Origin of the sequence: Pseudomonas sp. OIL-1, assembly GCF_010669185.1 — a bacterium.
GTDB lineage: Bacteria > Pseudomonadota > Gammaproteobacteria > Pseudomonadales > Pseudomonadaceae > Halopseudomonas > Halopseudomonas profundi.
Genome location: NZ_CP048629.1, coordinates 1156851 through 1173729, shown reverse-complemented (window position 1 = coordinate 1173729; position 16879 = coordinate 1156851). Strand labels below are relative to the sequence as shown.

Genomic DNA, 16879 nt, shown 5'->3' with positions numbered 1-16879 from the left:
TGCAAAAAAAGCTTGCCTAACGAACCCATCGAAGCTATACATATACACATGTAGCCAATTAGCTACATATGAAGCCCAAGGAGAACGTTATGACTACTCAATACCTAACCACCGACGAGCTTGCAGCTCGCATCAAATATGACGCCAGAACAATTCGCGACCGACTCAAGGATAGCGTTTTGCTTGAGGGCGTTCACTACATCCGACCCTTTGGTGGGCGCAAAATTCTTTATATCTGGGAAGCCATTGAGCGAGACATGGGCGGCACATCCAACAGCCCTCTTGCCATCCCCATGGCCAACGGAGGTGTCATGCATGGCTAGTATCCGTGTACGAGAACAGACAGGAAAACTGTTCTTCGATTTCCGTTACCGTAACAAACGATGCCGTGAGCAAACGGCCCTGGATGACACACCTACCAACCGGCGCAAGCTGGAAGGGATTTTGAAAAAGATCGAGGCTGAAATCACTCTGGGGACGTTCGAGTATGCCCGGTATTTTCCGGGCAGCAAGAATGCCCAAAAGTTTGCTGAGACCGCGACAGCTCAGGCGCCACTCAAGCACCACACAACGCCACTTTTTAGTGACTTTGCCGATACCTGGTTTGCCGAAATGCAGGCTCAGTGGCGACGCTCGCACATTGATACGGTGGCAGGCACTTTGCGCGCCTACTTGAAGCCAGAATTTGGTGAGAAGGACGTCGGCTCCATCACCAAGGCAGAGATTTTGTCTTTCCGTTCCCAGCTCGCCAAAGTCAGAAACGGTAAAGACAAACCGCTGTCAGCAGAGAGAATCAACCACATCATGACGCCTTTGCGCATGATCCTTAACGAAGCAGCCGACCGGTATGAGTTTACCTCACCCTATCAAGGCATAAAATCGCTAAAGGTACCGCGGACTGATGTTGAGCCGTTCACCGTCGACGAGGTCAAGCTGATCCTGCAAACAGTGAGGGCCGATTTTAAAAACTATTACACCGTGCGTTTTCTGACCGGAATGCGCACCGGTGAAATCGATGGATTGCAGTGGCAATTTGTCGACTTTGAGCGCCGACAAATTTTGGTGCGCCAGGCTCTGGTGAAGGATGAACTGGTTTATACCAAAAATGATGGTTCGTTCCGGACCATCGATATGTCTGGCCCTGTTTACGACGCACTGCAGGAGCAGCATAAAGCGACCGGTCAATTCGACTACGTGTTCTGCACGCGCAACGGCAAGCCTATCGCCCACCGCAATATCACCCAACGGGTGTGGTACCCCTTGTTGCGGCACCTGGGACTACGTAAACGGCGGCCCTATCAAACCCGTCATACCGCAGCAACGCTCTGGCTAGCGGCAGGTGAGTCACCGGAATGGATTGCCCGCCAAATGGGCCATACCACCACCGAAATGCTGTTCCGCGTTTATTCCCGCTATGTGCCTAACCTCACACGCCGTGACGGCTCTGCCATGGAACGCTTGCTGGTCAGTGAATTCAACCAAGCCAGCCATTCCGATGCTCAGGAGAAAGAACATGCTTAAGATATCCGCTAACACCTGCCGCCGCCTTGCTAGAGCCATCCAGGTTGCATTGCGAATCCCCGAGGGAGATGCGCTGGTCTTTTTGATTGGACGCGGCCACGAAGCATCCAATCTGGATGCGCTGGAGACCTGGGTGACTGAAACATTGCCACAACTGGAAGAAGAGTGTGGCAAGGCGGTGCTGCCCTATTTGCTTGATCGCCTGGAAAGCACTCTGGACCAGTGGGGGGCAGCCTGATGAACAGCTCACTGCCATCCACCTTTTCAAATAACGATGCAGATGCCTTTTGGTTGACTGGCTGCCTGGAAACTCAACAGGCCTACCAGGTATCTCCTCTGAAATCCTGTATTTTCCTCGTTTTGGAAAATCTTGCAGGACGCCATGAGGTTCTAGCAGCCTTGGACAACCATCCGGGGTCATGGCCAACCAATGGATTAGTCGCCGTCTCAATGCACGTCACGGCCCATGGGGGCTTTTTGACCGTTGACGATCAGAAGCTATTAACAACCCATGCTTTTCAGTCACTCAGCCATCTACCCGCCAGCAAAGTGGGCTCAGTCACGACCGTAATGGACGTTGAGCGGTGGATAGACAGCTGCCCATACCCGGCGCTTCAACGCTTCGCCTATCAGGTACTTGGAGAGCCCAATATTGGCTGTCGATTTTTTAGCTACCCAGCAAGCGCTAACCACCACCACTGCTATCCGGGTGGGTTGGCTGAGCACAGTCTGGAGGTGGCTCAGTCAGTCTATGCCGTAAGCAGCAGCTTCTCTGAGCATGAGCGCTGGCTGGCCGCGCTCGCTGGCCTGCTCCATGACCTCGGCAAGGTACGAAGCATGCAGCCAGATGGGCGACGAACAGAAACTGGATATTTGGTGAGTCACGAGCTGCTGGGATATGAGCTAGCTATTCCGGCCCTCAACACGCTGGAAAAAGAATGGCCAGACGGCGCCAATGGGCTTCGCTACCTGTTTGAGTGGCTGATCAAGCCAAAGCAGCAACGACCAGTATTGCCCGTTGCCCTGGCCATCAAGCAGGCAGACATCATGAGTGCTGCCGCCAATAACCGGCAAAAAGTCTTCAGTGATAAGCCTGTCTGGCAGACCTTTGCCCGATGCGATGGACCTGGCCCTGAAAGTACTTTCTGGCTGCCAAGGCCACCGCACGCTGACTAAGGGAGGTCAGTGCTGCCATGGTTTTACGTCAGCCGCGAGCTTGACTTGGGCGAAAGCCATGCCAGTATAAATACTGATTATCCATACAGCTTTATGGCGAAAGGTAAGCCTTTAGCCCGCTATCAGTTTCCTATCGGAGCTTAATATGCCCACTCTCAATGAAATGACTAACCTGCTGTTCGGCGATGGAGAGCCAATGCAGGGCGCCACCTTCACGCTGGAAGAGGCGATTGAACAAGCCAAGACCTATGCCACGCACAAGCCCTTCAGGATTGTCCGTGACTGGATATGGGCTGATCTGGATGTGGGCGAGAAAATCGCCCTGGATCTGGAGTCACGAGGTACCAACCCGGTGATGGTCTATGCGCATGAGGTCATGTACGACAGCACTTCCCGCTTCGAACCCGGCAATTGGGTAAGGACCACACCTCTTATAAGGTTTACTCCACCTGGCTTTTTTGAAACCCGAAACACGGTCTATGTCTTGATAGGTGAAGGCAAACGTAAAACAACATCGCTGGACGCCATTATGAGCATTCACTGACCCAGCCAAAGGCATGCGTTTGGAGGGTGCAGACATTGAGGCGGGTAGTGACAGCTGATGGAAGGCTGCCCTGCCCGCTGTACTGAGACCCTCATTCTTACCCACTAGGGCCTATCAGTAAGGAGCCAGAACCATGGAAATTCGAGATGGATTGTCGGCATCAATTCAAGCGGATTTTGAAAAGTCGCTTGGTGAGGTACCCCGTCTGCTGGAAAGCCTTGATAACCCGCCTGGCAACGATCTACTGGCAGACATTGCCGCCACAGAAGCTCTTGCACTTAGCCTGCTGGTGTTTGGCAGTACGGCAAAAGCAAAGCACTACCTGCAAGAATCCAACACTCGCCTTGCCGGCATGACCCCACTGCACTGCATCCAAGCTAGTGACAATGCACGAGACAAGGTCATCGCTGATCTGATCAGGCTGATAGAAGGCTACGTTTTATGAGCAGGCGCTAAGTATTACGGTCTGTATTCAAATAACTCACATAAAGAGCAGCATGCAGATGGTTACGCAAGAAAATGACCTGCCGGGCGAGAACGAGAGCCACATGATTGGCTTGCGTGTGGCCATTACAATCCTCAAGGGCTGGAAAGCCACCCGGAGCCAAATTCAGAAAATATTGGGCATTTCCAGCTACGCTCTGGACCGAGTCACCGCCGGAAATGCTCCATCAAAGCTGGATGGCGAGCAGGCTGAGCGCATCAGCATGGTGCTGAACATCCACGCCGCCATGCGCACGCTTTTTGAAAATCCAGCAAACGTATACGGTTTTATGAGACGCCCCAACGACAATGATTTTTTTAACGGCCGCGCACCGCTCGATGTTATTGCTGAGGGCCGCCTGCAGGACCTTGTCGAAACGCATCGGCGCATCGAAAGCCTTAGCAATGGCACTTGGTGAGGTGTCCATGACAACGGCACCGCAGCTTGCTGCACGACAAGTACGTGAATGCGATAAGTCGCGAGCCCCAATAACCAGGGCAAGAGCACTGCCATTGCAGCTCCGAGGCTGGTCGGTTCCATTAGCAGCATAAACGCAATACCCGCGGCTGCTGTGAGAAAAGCCGCATAGTTGAAAGTTTTCTCAAGGGTGCGGCAGTCCATGTTCACTGAAGGTCCCTTGATCCGTGAACTGATTTATTGGAAACCAAACCTCAAATACGCGCTGGCTCGCCAAAGGCAGCAGCCTGCCATGAGCATCATTGCTGACAACGTAACGCACAGGAGAGACCCCATGAAAATCCGCGAGACAAAAAACGTTCTGGTCACTACCGATGTGCTCTGTGATGTATGCGGCACATCCACCACAAAACCCGGCACCCCTGCGCAGTATGGCGTGCTGTCAGCCCACTGGGGCTATGGTTCGCAGCATGATGGTGAGCGGTATGAGGTGCACCTGTGTGAGGGCTGCTTTTTCAGCACCCTGACAGGACTGCGACGTCAGCGGATGGTTGAGCATTTGTTCGACGAAGTATCCGATCAGGCGATAAAACCTGACGCACCGTTCGGTCTGGTTGAACGTGATAACTATTTCAAGGACTGAGTAATACCGCGCCTCAGTATGCCTCAGCCATACGGAGAACCGTCCGGACTCAACAGCCGTGCAAAAGCCGCTCTCGCAGCCGTTGTACTGTCTGTTCGCAGGACAAACCCAACGCGGGATCAGCATGAATCAGTTGAGGCAGCTTCTCGTCGGGCCAGCCTCGGGCATCATCATCAATGGCCAGCCAGTCGCAGGGTGAGTTCATTCGAGCCAGATAGGCCTGAATCTGCTCGTAGCGTGTCTGTAGGTCCCAAAACGTTGCTGCTCCAGATTCGCCGATTTTCATTTTTGAGTGCCAGGTGGCGCCAACCACCAAAGCTCTTAAGCATTCCGGTAACGCATTGCAGGCACGCCTGAATCCGAGATGACGTGCCCAACTCGTTGACAGGACAATCCTCACATCAGCGCCCTCAATCGCTGACAGTAGCTGTGGTACCCACATGAAAAGCTCACCCGGTCCACGCAGCACCGGGCGCCCGCGCTTCAGGTAGACCTCGTCAGGGTGCAGCACCCCGTCATAGTCCAGGAACAACAGCATGAGTCCTCCTGCCATAAATGCTTCGTCCGAGCTGTGAATGTCATGCACACCATTGCCACGCTCCGCTGATGGGCTTGTCTGAACGGAAAGCCCTTTCTCCGGCAACCAGCATTGATTAGCCGCAGAGCCGTCGGAACCACTACCGTGAGCCTAGATACGACTTGCCAGATCCAGCACTATCGACGGGTTAATGGGCTGGTATTGCTCGTTACAGGTGCAGGCATTAATCAGGGTGAGCGGTCCGCGCCGATAGGTGCCGTACCCTTCATGAATATGCCCAAAGATATGAGCTTTGAGGGACAGCCTGTCAATGCGCTGCAACAGCTCAATACACCCAACATGCCTGAGCCCCAGCGCTAGCTCAACCTCATCTCCGATCCCCCTCGGCGGGCCGTGGGTGATCAGCACATCCGTTTTGTCAGGGATGCGCGACCAGGCATCGTACAGCGGTGGACCCGGGTCCAGCATGAATGCCCAATTCATAAATGTGGGTGTCCAGGGCGAGCCCCAGAAACGAATGCCTTCAATTTCAACGCCACTGTCCTCAAGGTAAATCGCGTGACTGAGCGCCTCGCGTGCCTGCTCCGGGCTGTCCTGGAATGCCCAGTCATGGTTACCGGCGATCACGACCTTGTACCTGTGAGGCAGTGTACCCTGCCAGTCATTCAGCTCCTCAACATTGTCCAGCGTGCCCTGCCCCAGGCTATGACCGGCGTGGATCAGCACATCGCCATCTGGAATGTCCTGGATGCTGCGATGCATGCTATGAGTGTCGGAGATGCAAACAAGTTTCATCGGATTTTCTGTCGTGGGTTGTGAGTCGCTGCGTCGACCGGGTTGCTGACCAGCTCATCCTGCTGCGACCAGTCTAAAAATGGCAATAAGCGTGCGATGTTCCGCGCATCGTCAACCCCACGGTGTGGCTGGCCGTCAAACACCAGCTCATGATAAGCCAGTGCATGAGCAAGGCTGGTTTTCTTGCGCTGCCTGGTGGTACGTCGCCAGAGCTTCTTCAAGTTCAGGTGCGGCAGGCTCAGCAGTTGTGAATCGGCATTATCGAGGGCGCATTGTGCTGTCAGCTGGTTCAGATCGTAGTTGCCCCAGCTGCACCAGAGAGCAACCGTTTCCGTACCTTCAAGCCAGGCGTTCATTTGATCAATAGCCTCCTTGAGCGGTGGCGCGTTATCCACCATGGCTTGCCTGATTTGTGTCAGTGCGATACCCCCCTGTGTCAGCCTAGTTGTCCAGTAGGCAGTTTTGCCTGAAACCACATCACAGGGGGTCAACCACCCAAGAAACATCCATTTGACAATCAGGCCCGTTATCGGTGGCAAGAAAACCCATTGTGCAAGAGGAATTACCCCTGTGCCTGTCCATGTGACTACCGGCATTAACTCGCTATAATTCCATCTTAAACCTGCCGAACCATCCAGGCCTCCAGGTCCGGTTCCCAGGTCCAGTATTCGGTTTCGATACGCATGGTGAAACGGCCGTAGTTGCTGTCCGACCACAGGGTGGCCTCCATCCCCTCAATCAATGATTCCGCCGAGGGCGCACCACCCAGTGCACTGCCCGGAAAAACACTTAGAAAAGCCACCACCCATAAGCATTTCATACACTGCCTCTTTGAGTTAATCGTCTGATTACCCAGAGAAATCAGAGCCCACTCCTTTCAGACCATGCCTCATAGATCCGCTTTTCCCATTTGCTCTGGAAATAGGCGATAGCGGCTTTTTGATCGTCCCTGGAGAGCTCGCCTGCGAAGGCCGGCATTTTCCCACCCATCGGGGCGCCACCTTGATTGATCGTACCCATCAGCGTGTCGAACGAATGGTGCCAGGCATGGCCCGTTCCGTTGAGCGGTGGCGGCGGATAGGAGCCATCCCGCAGGGGCTTTTTCCAATTGAAAGCCCCTTGGGCATTGCCGCCATGGCAGCTTGCGCAGTTGTCGTCGAAGACCACTGCGCCGCGTTCGACCTGGGCCTGTGTGTACCAGCGGTCATCCACCGTCTGTTTACCGCAGCCGCTGATTAGCGCTACCGCAAGAACGCCTACTGAGATAGTTACCAAATGCATCATTCTTGTTCCTCGATTTCCTTGCGCCTCAAATTCCTCAATCGCGGAATAAAACGGGGAGTTCTGGCTGCATAGGCCCGCCAATCGGAGCCGAACACTTTTTCTGTTTCACGCTCCTCGTGAATAGACAGGCGCGAGTACATCCACACCAGCACCGGGAACATGGCCAGCGTCAGCAGCGTTGGCCACTGCAGGAGAAAACCGAACATGATGAGCACGAAGCCGGAATACTGGGGGTGGCGAACGTGGGCATACAGGCCGGTTGCGGCCAACTGCCCTGCCTTTTGCGCGGCATACAGGGTACGCCAGCCAGCCGCAATCAGATAAAACCCGAGGCCAATAAACACTGTGCTCAAGAGATGAAATGGCCCAAAGTGTGGGGACCCCTTCCAACCAAACAGCATTTCCAGCAAGTGGCCACTGTCGTGAGCCAACCAGTTAACGTCGGGATACTGGCTCTGCAGCCAGCCGGAGAGGAAGTAGAGCGTCAGCGGGAACCCGTACATCTCGGTGAACAGTGCCACCAGAAACGCGCTGAAGGCACCAAACGAACGCCAGTCCCGGCGGGTCTGTGGTTTGAAGAAACTGAAGGCGAAGAATATGAAAATCGCCGAATTCAGCACCACTAGGCTCCAAAGGCCATAATCCGATGCACCATCAGTCATCACGCTGCTCTCCACTCTTTCCCGGTTGCTCTGCCTGGTGGTTATGTCCTCCATGTCCTCCATGCCCTCCGTGCCCTCCGTGCATAAAAATATGGATCAGCGGACAAGCAAGCAGTATCAGCCAGGGCAAGGCGCCAAGCAGATGAACCTTGTGTTCTCCCCAGAGTAAAACCAGTGCGATAACGGCAAATATTGCCAAGGTAATTTTAAAGCGTCGATCCATGAGCGGTTCCTTTGCGAAAAAAACAGTGTCAGAACAGAGTACTAATGGGCTTCAAGGGATATCTGATGGCCTATGCCGCTCAGCGCGATCTCATCAACCACATCGAGGGATTCCGGGTCGAGCACCCAAAGCTTGTTCTCTGCCCGACTGGTCACCAGTAGCTGGCCATCGTAGGGAGAGACCGCAAGATGATAGGGCGCAGGAGCCAGCGGCCTGGTGTGGCGGGCGCCGCTGGCTAGCTCAATCCGGACCACCTGGTTGCCGCCCTGGCTGGTGGCATAGAGGGTCTGGCCATCTGCGCTCAAGCCAACGCCATGGGGCGCCTCCCCAACCTCGTACCGGTCCGCCACCGCGCCTTTGGCAAGCTCAATGACAAGAACCTGGCCGGATGCAGCATCATTCACGTAGAGCCGCTGGTTGCCGGGGGCAAGCACCAGATGCTCTGGGTTGCCGCCAACCCGCAGGTTGCGCTCGACGAACCAGTGCTCGGTATCCACTTCGCTGACCGTGCCATTACCGGTATTGCTGACCAGAAGGGATTGGCCGTCGTCGGTTTGCACCAGATAGTTGGGGGCCGGCCCCGTCGCCACAGTTTTGACCAACTGACCGGAATCCAGATCCACAACGCTGATGCTGCCACTGGCAGGATGCGTGGAAACGGCATAGCGACTGTCGGAAGTCACCAGCACATGGTGCACCGGCCCCGGCACTTCCAGTTTGCGGTCAATCGTCTTTGTGGCCGTGTTCACCAAATAGAGCAGCCCGGTACTCCCTGCTTCCAATTCAGTAGACTGCCCGCCCCCATGATGAGCGGCGTGTTCATCTTCTGAAACGCCTTCGGGGCGACTAACCGGCTCCTGACGATCATGCGCCGACAAACTACCCACCACCAGATGCCGGCCATCCGGGGTCAGTGCCGAACCGTGGGTATTCAGTGTGCCGCCAATGGACGACGTCACCTTGCGGTTTTCCAGATCAATAACGCCGACGGCATCCGCTGTGCCCATGGGAACAAATGCCCGGTTCGTGTCTGCGGCCACCATCAGCGAAAAACTCATAGCGACACTGGCCGTAATTCCAGCAATCCACTGCTTGCGAAACGAATGTTTCATAGCGTGCCCTTTTTGGTCAGAGGGTTTCAGTAAGATTTCCTCGCCCGGTAAGCAAGATCCCGAACAGGCATGGTCATTACTTGGCAGTTCATCACACCAAGCTGAAACAGGCCTGAAAACAGTTGCGAAACATGCATCCGTTTGACCAGAATCAAGGTGGAACGATTCACAATTACCATGGACGACCAATGCAAGACGAGCCCCAGGAAAACCAGCGAACAACCAAAACCCACGCCGACCAGCTCAACCGGCAGTGTTACTGCATCACTCTTGACCGAAAAGCGCTCACTGACAGCCTCCAGAAGCAGTTTTCAGACGCCGGGAACGGATCGTCGTCGGTCCCCGAGCTCCACCACCTGTTTTCAAACACACCGGTTTTTGTACCCCAGGCGGACATCGCGACGATGGAGCGGATCGTTCAGGCGATCGAATCGGCTGCCGAGCTTCCGTCCTACCGGGAAAGAGCTCTGTCCTGGGCGCCGGACATCGCCGGTTTTGATCCAGGCCCCATCGGGGCCTTCATGGGCTACGACTTTCACCTGGGCGAGAACGGGCCTCAGCTGATCGAAATCAACACCAACGCCGGCGGCGCATTTCTGAACACGGTATTGGCCCGGGCTCAACACCGATGCTGTGACCCGTCCCAGCAGACCGCTGGCACCAACCGGGCACTGGATGGGTTCGAGGACGCAGTGTTTGCCATGTTCCAGCAGGAATGGCAACGGCAAGGTGGCGACTCGACGCCCGGTTGCCTGGCCATTGTGGACGATACCCCAGAATCCCAGTTTATGTTCCCGGAATTCCAACTGGCCCAGCAGTTATTCCAGGCCAGAGGCATAGAGACCTTGATCCTCGACCCATCGGAGCTTGAGTATGTTGATGGTGCCCTGAGCGCCCACGGCAAGCCTATCGACATGGTGTACAACCGCCTGGTGGATTTTGCCTTGGAGGCCCCGGCTCTTGGGGCGCTGAGGTGCGCCTACCTCGACGGCGCGGCGGTCGTCACGCCCAATCCACGCGCCCATGCGCTTATGGCCGACAAACGGAACCTGATCCTGCTATCTGATGCCCAAACCCTGCGCGACTGGGGCCTGAGTGAAACCGAGGCAGGATTTCTGGATAGAGCTGTATCGAAGACCCGGCTGGTTTCAGCAAGTGATGAGGCGGAGTTGTGGAGCAACCGGCGTAAACTGTTTTTCAAACCGGTAGCGGGCCATGGCAGCAAGGGCGTCTATCGGGGCGAAAAACTAACCCGCCGCGTTTTCGAAGAGATCCTGAAGGGTGATTACATCGCGCAGAACTTCGTTCCCGCCGGAGAACGCACGCTGAGAGTGGATGGCACGGTCACCACCAGAAAGGTCGATATCCGTTTGTACACCTATGCTGGGCAACTTCTGCTTTCCGCCGCACGGGTTTACCAAGGCCAGGCCACTAACTTTCGTACCCCAGGCGGTGGGTTCGCACCCGTCTTTCAGGTGTGATCACTACCGCTTACCCTGGCCTCTCGATCTATTTGGTTGCTTTAAAGGTCGTCCATGCGCCCTACCTGGCGAGCGAGACGCATGGATTCGTTCTGCTCCATGGTCAACAGTGATTCCAGCAGTTCCTTTGCTTCTGGAATCTCGGCCTTTCCAACCAGTGTCTTGTAGAGATCAATAATCTGATCGTGGAAGTCAAAGACCTCGCGGGAGATGCCAGCAAAATCCAGCTTTGCGTAGGGCTCGTCGCAGGTTCGGTGAGTTTTGATCGGGTTATGAGAGAGGTAGTCGATAACTCGGGTCTCCAGAGCCTTCGCATCTCCCTGGCGCTCAAACTCGTTTACGATCCGCTCTATTTCCGATTCATGAGCTGCCAGATAATCCAAAAGCGCACGGGCCCGTTCTTCCTCGTGCTTTGTTGCGCAATGGGACAGACAGCTCGCCAGATGTGAGTGCAGATCGCGCGTCCAGTCGATCAGTTGTCCAAAAGTCTTTATATCCATATCTTTTTTCCTTTTTTCTTCTCCATAATATGACTGACATCAAATAGGTATCCCGTCGTCAAATGAGGAGTCCTATTTGCATTTCCAGTGTTCAGTTGGGCTATGCGCTCGCCTGGCTAATTCGCTAATCCTGAATAGCCCCCAGTATTCTAGACACTCGCCAGGCTCTGGTAATGGCGCTTTTCGTACTCGACCGGTGACAGGTCACCACTCGTGCCGTGCCGGCGCCTTGGGTTATAAAACATCTCAATGTAATTGAACACGTCTTGTCTTGCAGCCTCGCGTGTTGGATAGATTTGTCGCTTGATTCGCTCCCGTTTGAGTAATTGAAAGAAGCTTTCAGCTACCGCGTTGTCATGGCAGTTTCCCCGGCGGCTCATGCTGCCCACCAGGTGATTCGCTTTCAGGAAGCTCTGCCAGTCCCCGCTACTAAACTGACTGCCTTGGTCCGAATGAACCATCACACATCCTTGCGGCTTGCGACGCCACACTGCGGCTAACAGCGCGTCCAGCGCCAAGTCAGATGTCATACGCGGCTTCATCGACCAGCCGACAACCTGACGCGAGAACAGGTCGATAACCACGGACAAATACAACCAGCCTTCGTAGGTGCGGATGTAAGTAATGTCTGTCACCCAGGCAACATTGGGCGCCGCTACATCGAACTGGCGATCCAAGTGATTGGGTGAAACTACCGCAGGCTTCCCACCGTAATGACCAGGGCGGCGGCGATAACCCGTCTGTGAGCGCAATCCCTCGCAGCGCATGAGGCGGGCTACCCTGTGCTTACCGCAAGCCTCACCCGCTTCACGAAGATCCAGATGAATTTTGCGATAGCCATACACGCCGCCGCTTTCCAGCCAAGAGTGTTTTATCTGGCCCAACAGACGCTGATCTTCCCGAGCGCGATCAGACAGCTTGTTGCGACACCATGCATAGTAACCGCTGGGGTGCACAGTCATCATTTTGCACAGGCGGCGCACGGGATATTTGTCCACTTGGCTCTGAATAAACGCGTACCTCAGTCGGACTCTCTGGCGAAGTACGCGGTGGCCTTTTTTAATATATCTCGCTCTTCTGATACGCGCTTGAGCTCGGCCTTCAATCGCCGGTTCTCAGCCTGAAGATCATCATCCTGCTGTCGCTGGGCGGTGGGCTTGGAGTAGCGCTTGAGCCATTGATACAGGCTATGTGCCGACACGCCTAATCGAGCGGCGACCTCGGCAACGGAATGGCCTCGATCTGCCACCTGCTTGACGGCTTCGATTTTGAATTCTTCGGTGTAGCGTGGATTGCTCATTGGACCTCCTGGGTGCCTCGATTATAAGGCCTGGAGGTGTCTACGAAACTAGGGGCTATTCATCCTTGTCCAGCTTTTTCTTCATGGTGGCTTTGACATCAATTTCTGTCAGCACACCGAAGCCGTGATCAGTGAGGGCCTGACGCGCTCTTCTGTCCACGTCCTCGAAATCGACATCTTTGATAACTCGATCGATTGTGTATGACATAGCTACCTCCAATGATTCAGAAGTTCATTGCTTTGACCCGAGTTTCACCACCCTCAAACGCAGCGCATTCACAATCACGCTGACCGAGGACAACGACATGGCGGCCGCTGCAAAAATGGGCGACAGCAGTATCCCGAAAAACGGGTACAAAACCCCTGCCGCTATCGGAACACCGGCGGAGTTGTAAACGAAGGCGAAAAACAGGTTCTGACGGATATTGCGCATGGTCGCCAGAGACAAACGGCGCGCCTCGACAATGCCCATCAGGTCGCCGCGTAGCAGCGTAATGCCGGCGCTTTCGATGGCGACATCGGTCCCGGTGCCCATGGCCACACCGACATCCGCCGTTGCCAGTGCAGGCGCATCGTTTACGCCGTCACCCGCCATCACGACAACACGGCCTTCGTCTTTCAGGCGCTGGACGATCTTGCCCTTATCTTCCGGCAGGACTTCCGCTTCCACTTCGTCGATATGCAGTTTTCGGGCAACTGCTTCAGCTGAAGTGCGGTTATCGCCGGTCAGCATGACCACCCGGATGCCGTCTTTTTGCAGCGCGGAAATAGCGGCTTCGGTGGTTTCCTTGACCGGATCGGCAATCGCCAGCAACCCTGCGACGTTTCCGTCGACAGCAGCAAAAATCACGGTAGCACCATCTTTTCGGAGCTGGTCGGCGTCGCCGTCAAATCGCGTGGTGTCGACATTTTCCGACTCCATGAGAAGGCGGTTACCAAGTAGCACCCGCTTGCCGTCTATTCGACCGGTAACCCCTTTACCATTCGGAGAGTCAAAGTCTTCCGCATCCGGAAGCTTCAGGTCCATGCCCTTGGCTTTATCGAGTATGGCGTGAGCCAGTGGGTGCTCACTGCCTTTCTCCAGGCCGCCTGCATAACGCATGAGACTACTGTCATCGAACCCGTTGGCCGCGACAAGCCGGGTGACTTGCGGCTTGCCCTCTGTCAGCGTGCCGGTTTTATCCACCACCACGGTGTCCACCTTCTCCATACGCTCCAAGGCTTCCGCATCGCGAATCAGAACGCCACTTTGAGCACCGCGTCCGACACCCACCATGATGGACATGGGCGTCGCCAAGCCAAGTGCGCAAGGGCAGGCAATGATCAGAACACTGACCGCTGCAATCAGCCCGAACGCCATAGGCGGCGTGGGCCCGAAGAATGACCAGGCTATAAAGGCGATAATGGCGATCACGATCACCGCAGGCACAAAATAACCCGCCACCTTGTCGGCCAGGCCCTGAATGGGCGCGCGGCTGCGCTGGGCGCTCGCCACCATCTGCACAATCTGGGACAGCATGGTGTCACGGCCAACCTTGTCGGCCCGCATGATAAAGCTGCCCTGCTGGTTGATACTGCCGCCGATCACCTGGTCGCCGGATTTTTTGCTGACTGCCAAAGGCTCACCGGTCACCATGGATTCATCCACGTTGGAGCTGCCTTCAAGCACCTCGCCGTCCAACGGCACCTTGTCTCCCGGACGTACCCGCAAGCGGTCACCGACCTTGACCTGATCAAGCGACACATCGGATTCGCTGCCATCGTCGTCCAGTTTTCTGGCCGTCGCCGGTGCCAGATCCAGCAGGGCCTTGATGGCACCAGAGGTTTTCTCTCTGGCACGCAATTCCAGCACCTGCCCCAGCAGCACCAGCACTACGATGACAGCAGCCGCCTCGAAGTAGACGGCGACCGACCCGTCTTCCTGCCGGAAGGCGCCTGGGAAGATCTGCGGCGCCAGGGTCGCCACCAGGCTGTAGATCAGCGCGACGCCGGTACCAATGGCAATGAGCGTAAACATGTTCAAGTTACGGCTAACCACGGATTTCCAACCCCGGACGAAGAAGGGCCAACCGCACCAGAGCACCACAGGCGTTGCCAGCACCAGTTGAATCCAGTTGGACATCTGCGGGGCTATAATGTGATCGAGTCCGGTGAGGTGCCCACCCATCTCCAGTACCAGTACAGGCAGGGCCAGCACCAGGCCGATCCAGAATCGGCGGGTCATGTCTTTGAGTTCTTCCGAGGGCCCGTCGTCCAGGCTTACCTGCTCGGGCTCTAGGGCCATGCCGCAGATTGGGCAGTCCCCTGGCCCTTGCTGCCGAATCTCGGGTGCATGGGACAGGTATACATAGTGCCCGGCGCTACCGGCTCTTGCTGTTTCTTTTCCCAATCGAGGTACTGCTCAGGGTCCTCGTCGAATTTGGACTGGCAGCGCGAGGAGCAAAAGTACCAGGTTTTACCGCCATGCTGGCTGCGATGTTCCGCGGTGTGCGGATCCACTGACATGCCACAGACCGGATCCTTGGCGGCGTGCTCGCCAGGGGCTTTATCGGTGTGATGATCGTGCTGATGGGTGTGATGGTGCTCAGCCATTCCGATCTCCTGTTTTGTCTACAGGCCAGTCTGCAAACGCAATGAAATACAGCAGAACCAGATTGACGATAGGGATCAGTATCAGTACACCCATCCACCCCGGATACCCCGTGCGCTGGCAAATACGCCAGGCCGGAATGACCACCACAATGGCAATCACCAGCATCCACAGCCAGTGTCCTGCCCACATGGTGTTCCCGAACATGTTATCTCCCATCATGGCAATAGCCTCTCTTCCTGATTCAGATTAATGATGATGCGCATGACTCTCTTCCTGTTTCGCTTGCGCCGATTCCGGTGATCTTTTAAGGAAAATCTGCTCGGATACTGCAATCACGATCATGGTCACGACTGCCACGCTGATGACGAACGGGTCCGTATTAAGCTTTACCCAGACGAAGCCGCCCAGCGCCAAAAGATCCAACAAGATGGCTGTTGCTGGCACCCAGATGTTGGCCTTGATGTCTTTGCGTAGATAACGCAGTACACCCCAGTGAATGGCAATGTCCATAATCAGGTAAAAGACGATACCCAATGCGGCAATTCGGGACAGGTCGAAGAAGGCGGTCAGAATCAGCCCCAGGACCACGGTATAAACCAGAGTGTGCTTCTGGATGCTGCCGGGCATGCCAAAGTGACTGTGGGGAACCAGTTTCATCTCTGTCAGCATCGCCAACATGCGGGACACAGCAAAGACACTGGCCAGAATCCCGCCTGCCGTGGCCATCATAGCAATGGCGACGGTAAACCAGACACCGTACTCGCCAAGCGCGGGACGCGCAGCGGCAGCCAGGGAGTAATTCTGTGTTTCGATGATTTCAGCCAGCGACAGATTGCTGGCGACGGCAAACCCCACCAGCGTGTAGATCACCACACAGGCGGCAATGGAAATAATGATGGCACGGCCAACATTCCGCTTTGGGTCTATTACTTCGGAGCCACTGTTGGTAATGGTAGTAAAGCCTTTGAATGCCAGGATACCCAACGCAGTCGCGCCCAGGAAGTTGCCCAGCGTTCCGGCTTCGCCAGGCTCTGAAAAATCAACCGAGATTGAGTCAGCAATCCAGATCCCGACGAGACCGAAAATCAGTATGCCTCCGATTTTCAGGATACCGATGAAGGAGGCCACGCCCTGAATGAGACGGTTGCTAAGCAGGTTGATCAAAAACGCCGCGAGAATAAGTGATACACCGAGAATGGGTACCATGCGACCGGTGTCGTCACCGCCGAAAAGCTGCATGGTGTAGGCACCGAATGTACGGGCCAGAAAACTCTGAGCAATGACCATGGAGAAGTACATCAGCAAGGCGTTGAAAGCCGTTGGCAGTCGGTTTCCGTAAGCTTTATGCAAGTACATACCAATGCCCCCGGCCGACGGGTAGGCGTTGGAGATCTTGATGTAGGAATAGGCGCTGAAGCTCACAATCACAGCCGCAGCGAGAAAGGCCAGCGGGAAAAGTACGCCGGTCATCTGGGCCATCTGCCCGGTCAACGCAAAAATACCGGCGCCAATCATGACGCCGGTACCCAGCATGACTGTCCCTGGTAAAGTGAGACTGCCCTCCTGGTAGCGGGTAGTTCGATCTTCCTCCCTGTTCATTCAACCT

22 protein-coding genes and 1 pseudogene are annotated in these 16879 nt (G+C 55.4%); 9 read left to right on the top strand and 14 right to left on the bottom strand.

Annotated features, from left to right (window positions below; all coding sequences use genetic code 11):
• Positions 1 to 89: 89 nt before the first annotated feature.
• The 8 genes from G3M63_RS05360 (at position 90) to G3M63_RS05325 (ending at position 4785) form a co-directional block, all read left to right on the top strand.
• The gene (locus G3M63_RS05360; RefSeq protein ID WP_163982093.1) at positions 90 to 323 is read left to right on the top strand and encodes a hypothetical protein; all 234 of its coding nucleotides are present in this window, start codon (positions 90 to 92) and stop codon (positions 321 to 323) included.
• The gene (locus G3M63_RS05355; protein ID WP_163982092.1) at positions 316 to 1521 is read left to right on the top strand and encodes an Arm DNA-binding domain-containing protein; all 1206 of its coding nucleotides are present in this window, start codon (positions 316 to 318) and stop codon (positions 1519 to 1521) included. Before G3M63_RS05360 ends, G3M63_RS05355 begins: the two co-directional genes overlap by 8 nt.
• On the top strand, positions 1514 to 1759 hold the full coding sequence (locus tag G3M63_RS05350) for a hypothetical protein (protein ID WP_163982091.1): 246 nt from the start codon (positions 1514 to 1516) through the stop codon (positions 1757 to 1759). The genes G3M63_RS05355 and G3M63_RS05350 overlap by 8 nt, the downstream gene beginning before the upstream one ends.
• Positions 1759 to 2697, top strand: a complete 939-nt coding sequence (locus G3M63_RS05345) for an HD domain-containing protein (protein WP_163982090.1) — start codon at positions 1759 to 1761, stop codon at positions 2695 to 2697. Before G3M63_RS05350 ends, G3M63_RS05345 begins: the two co-directional genes overlap by 1 nt.
• Positions 2698 to 2842: 145 nt before the next feature.
• The gene (locus tag G3M63_RS05340) at positions 2843 to 3241 is read left to right on the top strand and encodes a hypothetical protein (protein WP_163982089.1); all 399 of its coding nucleotides are present in this window, start codon (positions 2843 to 2845) and stop codon (positions 3239 to 3241) included.
• A 133-nt stretch (positions 3242 to 3374) separates the two neighbouring features.
• Positions 3375 to 3686, top strand: a complete 312-nt coding sequence (locus G3M63_RS05335; protein ID WP_163982088.1) for a hypothetical protein — start codon at positions 3375 to 3377, stop codon at positions 3684 to 3686.
• 52 nt (positions 3687 to 3738) lie between these two features.
• Entirely contained in the window at positions 3739 to 4143 is a 405-nt protein-coding gene (locus G3M63_RS05330; protein ID WP_256669953.1) for an antitoxin Xre/MbcA/ParS toxin-binding domain-containing protein, read from the top strand.
• A 333-nt stretch (positions 4144 to 4476) separates the two neighbouring features.
• Positions 4477 to 4785, top strand: a complete 309-nt coding sequence (locus tag G3M63_RS05325; protein WP_163982087.1) for a hypothetical protein — start codon at positions 4477 to 4479, stop codon at positions 4783 to 4785.
• Between the two features lie 49 nt (positions 4786 to 4834).
• Here G3M63_RS05325 and G3M63_RS05320 read toward each other — a convergent pair whose 3' ends face one another.
• The 8 genes from G3M63_RS05320 to G3M63_RS05285 form a co-directional block, all read right to left on the bottom strand.
• Positions 4835 to 5323 (bottom strand): HAD domain-containing protein, encoded by a 489-nt coding sequence (locus G3M63_RS05320; RefSeq protein ID WP_163982086.1) that lies wholly within the window; start codon positions 5321 to 5323, stop codon positions 4835 to 4837.
• A 150-nt stretch (positions 5324 to 5473) separates the two neighbouring features.
• Positions 5474 to 6118 (bottom strand): metallophosphatase domain-containing protein, encoded by a 645-nt coding sequence (locus G3M63_RS05315; RefSeq protein ID WP_163982085.1) that lies wholly within the window; start codon positions 6116 to 6118, stop codon positions 5474 to 5476.
• Positions 6115 to 6624, bottom strand: a complete 510-nt coding sequence (locus G3M63_RS05310; protein ID WP_371923574.1) for an exonuclease domain-containing protein — start codon at positions 6622 to 6624, stop codon at positions 6115 to 6117. The genes G3M63_RS05315 and G3M63_RS05310 overlap by 4 nt, the downstream gene beginning before the upstream one ends.
• A 110-nt stretch (positions 6625 to 6734) precedes the next feature.
• Positions 6735 to 6938, bottom strand: a complete 204-nt coding sequence (locus G3M63_RS05305) for a hypothetical protein (protein ID WP_178100945.1) — start codon at positions 6936 to 6938, stop codon at positions 6735 to 6737.
• A gap of 41 nt (positions 6939 to 6979) precedes the next feature.
• The gene (locus tag G3M63_RS05300; protein WP_218573660.1) at positions 6980 to 7402 is read right to left on the bottom strand and encodes a cytochrome c; all 423 of its coding nucleotides are present in this window, start codon (positions 7400 to 7402) and stop codon (positions 6980 to 6982) included.
• Positions 7399 to 8064 (bottom strand): isoprenylcysteine carboxylmethyltransferase family protein, encoded by a 666-nt coding sequence (locus G3M63_RS05295; protein WP_163984188.1) that lies wholly within the window; start codon positions 8062 to 8064, stop codon positions 7399 to 7401. Before G3M63_RS05295 ends, G3M63_RS05300 begins: the two co-directional genes overlap by 4 nt.
• Positions 8057 to 8287 (bottom strand): DUF2933 domain-containing protein, encoded by a 231-nt coding sequence (locus G3M63_RS05290; RefSeq protein WP_163982083.1) that lies wholly within the window; start codon positions 8285 to 8287, stop codon positions 8057 to 8059. The genes G3M63_RS05295 and G3M63_RS05290 overlap by 8 nt, the downstream gene beginning before the upstream one ends.
• A 41-nt stretch (positions 8288 to 8328) precedes the next feature.
• Positions 8329 to 9399, bottom strand: coding sequence for a YncE family protein (locus G3M63_RS05285; RefSeq protein WP_163982082.1), 1071 nt, complete (start codon positions 9397 to 9399; stop codon positions 8329 to 8331).
• Positions 9400 to 9530: 131 nt separating this feature from the next.
• Between G3M63_RS05285 and G3M63_RS05280 the strand changes: the two genes are divergently transcribed.
• Complete coding sequence (locus G3M63_RS05280; protein WP_256669951.1) at positions 9531 to 10880, top strand: hypothetical protein; 1350 nt, start codon at positions 9531 to 9533, stop codon at positions 10878 to 10880.
• Positions 10881 to 10921: 41 nt separating this feature from the next.
• On the opposite strand, the gene G3M63_RS05275 is transcribed toward G3M63_RS05280, so the two are convergent.
• From G3M63_RS05275 to G3M63_RS05250, 6 genes and pseudogenes are all read right to left on the bottom strand, one after another.
• Positions 10922 to 11380, bottom strand: coding sequence for an ATPase (locus G3M63_RS05275; protein WP_065336094.1), 459 nt, complete (start codon positions 11378 to 11380; stop codon positions 10922 to 10924).
• Positions 11381 to 11529: 149 nt separating this feature from the next.
• Positions 11530 to 12680 (bottom strand): IS3 family transposase gene (locus G3M63_RS05270; RefSeq protein WP_153274282.1). Its coding sequence is split into 2 segments (ribosomal slippage): positions 11530 to 12443 and positions 12443 to 12680, totalling 1152 coding nucleotides; the frame shifts between segments, so codons are not numbered across the junction.
• Positions 12681 to 12735: 55 nt separating this feature from the next.
• Positions 12736 to 12888 carry a hypothetical protein gene (locus G3M63_RS05265; protein ID WP_163981500.1) on the bottom strand — a complete coding sequence of 51 codons (153 nt, stop codon included), beginning with the start codon at positions 12886 to 12888 and terminating at the stop codon, positions 12736 to 12738.
• 24 nt (positions 12889 to 12912) lie between these two features.
• Positions 12913 to 15272: pseudogene (locus G3M63_RS05260) on the bottom strand (heavy metal translocating P-type ATPase).
• A complete protein-coding gene (locus G3M63_RS05255) occupies positions 15265 to 15492 on the bottom strand; it encodes a hypothetical protein (RefSeq protein WP_163982081.1) in 228 nt (75 codons plus the stop codon). Before G3M63_RS05255 ends, G3M63_RS05260 begins: the two are co-directional and overlap by 8 nt.
• A gap of 27 nt (positions 15493 to 15519) precedes the next feature.
• A complete protein-coding gene (locus G3M63_RS05250) occupies positions 15520 to 16872 on the bottom strand; it encodes an APC family permease (protein WP_163982080.1) in 1353 nt (450 codons plus the stop codon).
• Positions 16873 to 16879 lie beyond the last annotated feature (7 nt).

What these genes read in the sequence shown, in the direction of transcription:
- G3M63_RS05360 (WP_163982093.1), top strand. Translation starts at nt 90, where the DNA reads ATGACTACTCAATACCTAACCACCGACGAGCTTGCAGCTCGCATCAAA.
- G3M63_RS05355 (WP_163982092.1), top strand. Translation starts at nt 316, where the DNA reads ATGGCTAGTATCCGTGTACGAGAACAGACAGGAAAACTGTTCTTCGAT.
- G3M63_RS05350 (WP_163982091.1), top strand. Translation starts at nt 1,514, where the DNA reads ATGCTTAAGATATCCGCTAACACCTGCCGCCGCCTTGCTAGAGCCATC.
- G3M63_RS05345 (WP_163982090.1), top strand. Translation starts at nt 1,759, where the DNA reads ATGAACAGCTCACTGCCATCCACCTTTTCAAATAACGATGCAGATGCC.
- G3M63_RS05340 (WP_163982089.1), top strand. Translation starts at nt 2,843, where the DNA reads ATGCCCACTCTCAATGAAATGACTAACCTGCTGTTCGGCGATGGAGAG.
- G3M63_RS05335 (WP_163982088.1), top strand. Translation starts at nt 3,375, where the DNA reads ATGGAAATTCGAGATGGATTGTCGGCATCAATTCAAGCGGATTTTGAA.
- G3M63_RS05330 (WP_256669953.1), top strand. Translation starts at nt 3,739, where the DNA reads ATGCAGATGGTTACGCAAGAAAATGACCTGCCGGGCGAGAACGAGAGC.
- G3M63_RS05325 (WP_163982087.1), top strand. Translation starts at nt 4,477, where the DNA reads ATGAAAATCCGCGAGACAAAAAACGTTCTGGTCACTACCGATGTGCTC.
- G3M63_RS05320 (WP_163982086.1), bottom strand. Translation starts at nt 5,323, where the DNA reads ATGCTGTTGTTCCTGGACTATGACGGGGTGCTGCACCCTGACGAGGTC.
- G3M63_RS05315 (WP_163982085.1), bottom strand. Translation starts at nt 6,118, where the DNA reads ATGAAACTTGTTTGCATCTCCGACACTCATAGCATGCATCGCAGCATC.
- G3M63_RS05310 (WP_371923574.1), bottom strand. Translation starts at nt 6,624, where the DNA reads ATGTTTCTTGGGTGGTTGACCCCCTGTGATGTGGTTTCAGGCAAAACT.
- G3M63_RS05305 (WP_178100945.1), bottom strand. Translation starts at nt 6,938, where the DNA reads ATGAAATGCTTATGGGTGGTGGCTTTTCTAAGTGTTTTTCCGGGCAGT.
- G3M63_RS05300 (WP_218573660.1), bottom strand. Translation starts at nt 7,402, where the DNA reads ATGATGCATTTGGTAACTATCTCAGTAGGCGTTCTTGCGGTAGCGCTA.
- G3M63_RS05295 (WP_163984188.1), bottom strand. Translation starts at nt 8,064, where the DNA reads ATGACTGATGGTGCATCGGATTATGGCCTTTGGAGCCTAGTGGTGCTG.
- G3M63_RS05290 (WP_163982083.1), bottom strand. Translation starts at nt 8,287, where the DNA reads ATGGATCGACGCTTTAAAATTACCTTGGCAATATTTGCCGTTATCGCA.
- G3M63_RS05285 (WP_163982082.1), bottom strand. Translation starts at nt 9,399, where the DNA reads ATGAAACATTCGTTTCGCAAGCAGTGGATTGCTGGAATTACGGCCAGT.
- G3M63_RS05280 (WP_256669951.1), top strand. Translation starts at nt 9,531, where the DNA reads ATGCATCCGTTTGACCAGAATCAAGGTGGAACGATTCACAATTACCAT.
- G3M63_RS05275 (WP_065336094.1), bottom strand. Translation starts at nt 11,380, where the DNA reads ATGGATATAAAGACTTTTGGACAACTGATCGACTGGACGCGCGATCTG.
- G3M63_RS05265 (WP_163981500.1), bottom strand. Translation starts at nt 12,888, where the DNA reads ATGTCATACACAATCGATCGAGTTATCAAAGATGTCGATTTCGAGGAC.
- G3M63_RS05255 (WP_163982081.1), bottom strand. Translation starts at nt 15,492, where the DNA reads ATGATGGGAGATAACATGTTCGGGAACACCATGTGGGCAGGACACTGG.
- G3M63_RS05250 (WP_163982080.1), bottom strand. Translation starts at nt 16,872, where the DNA reads ATGAACAGGGAGGAAGATCGAACTACCCGCTACCAGGAGGGCAGTCTC.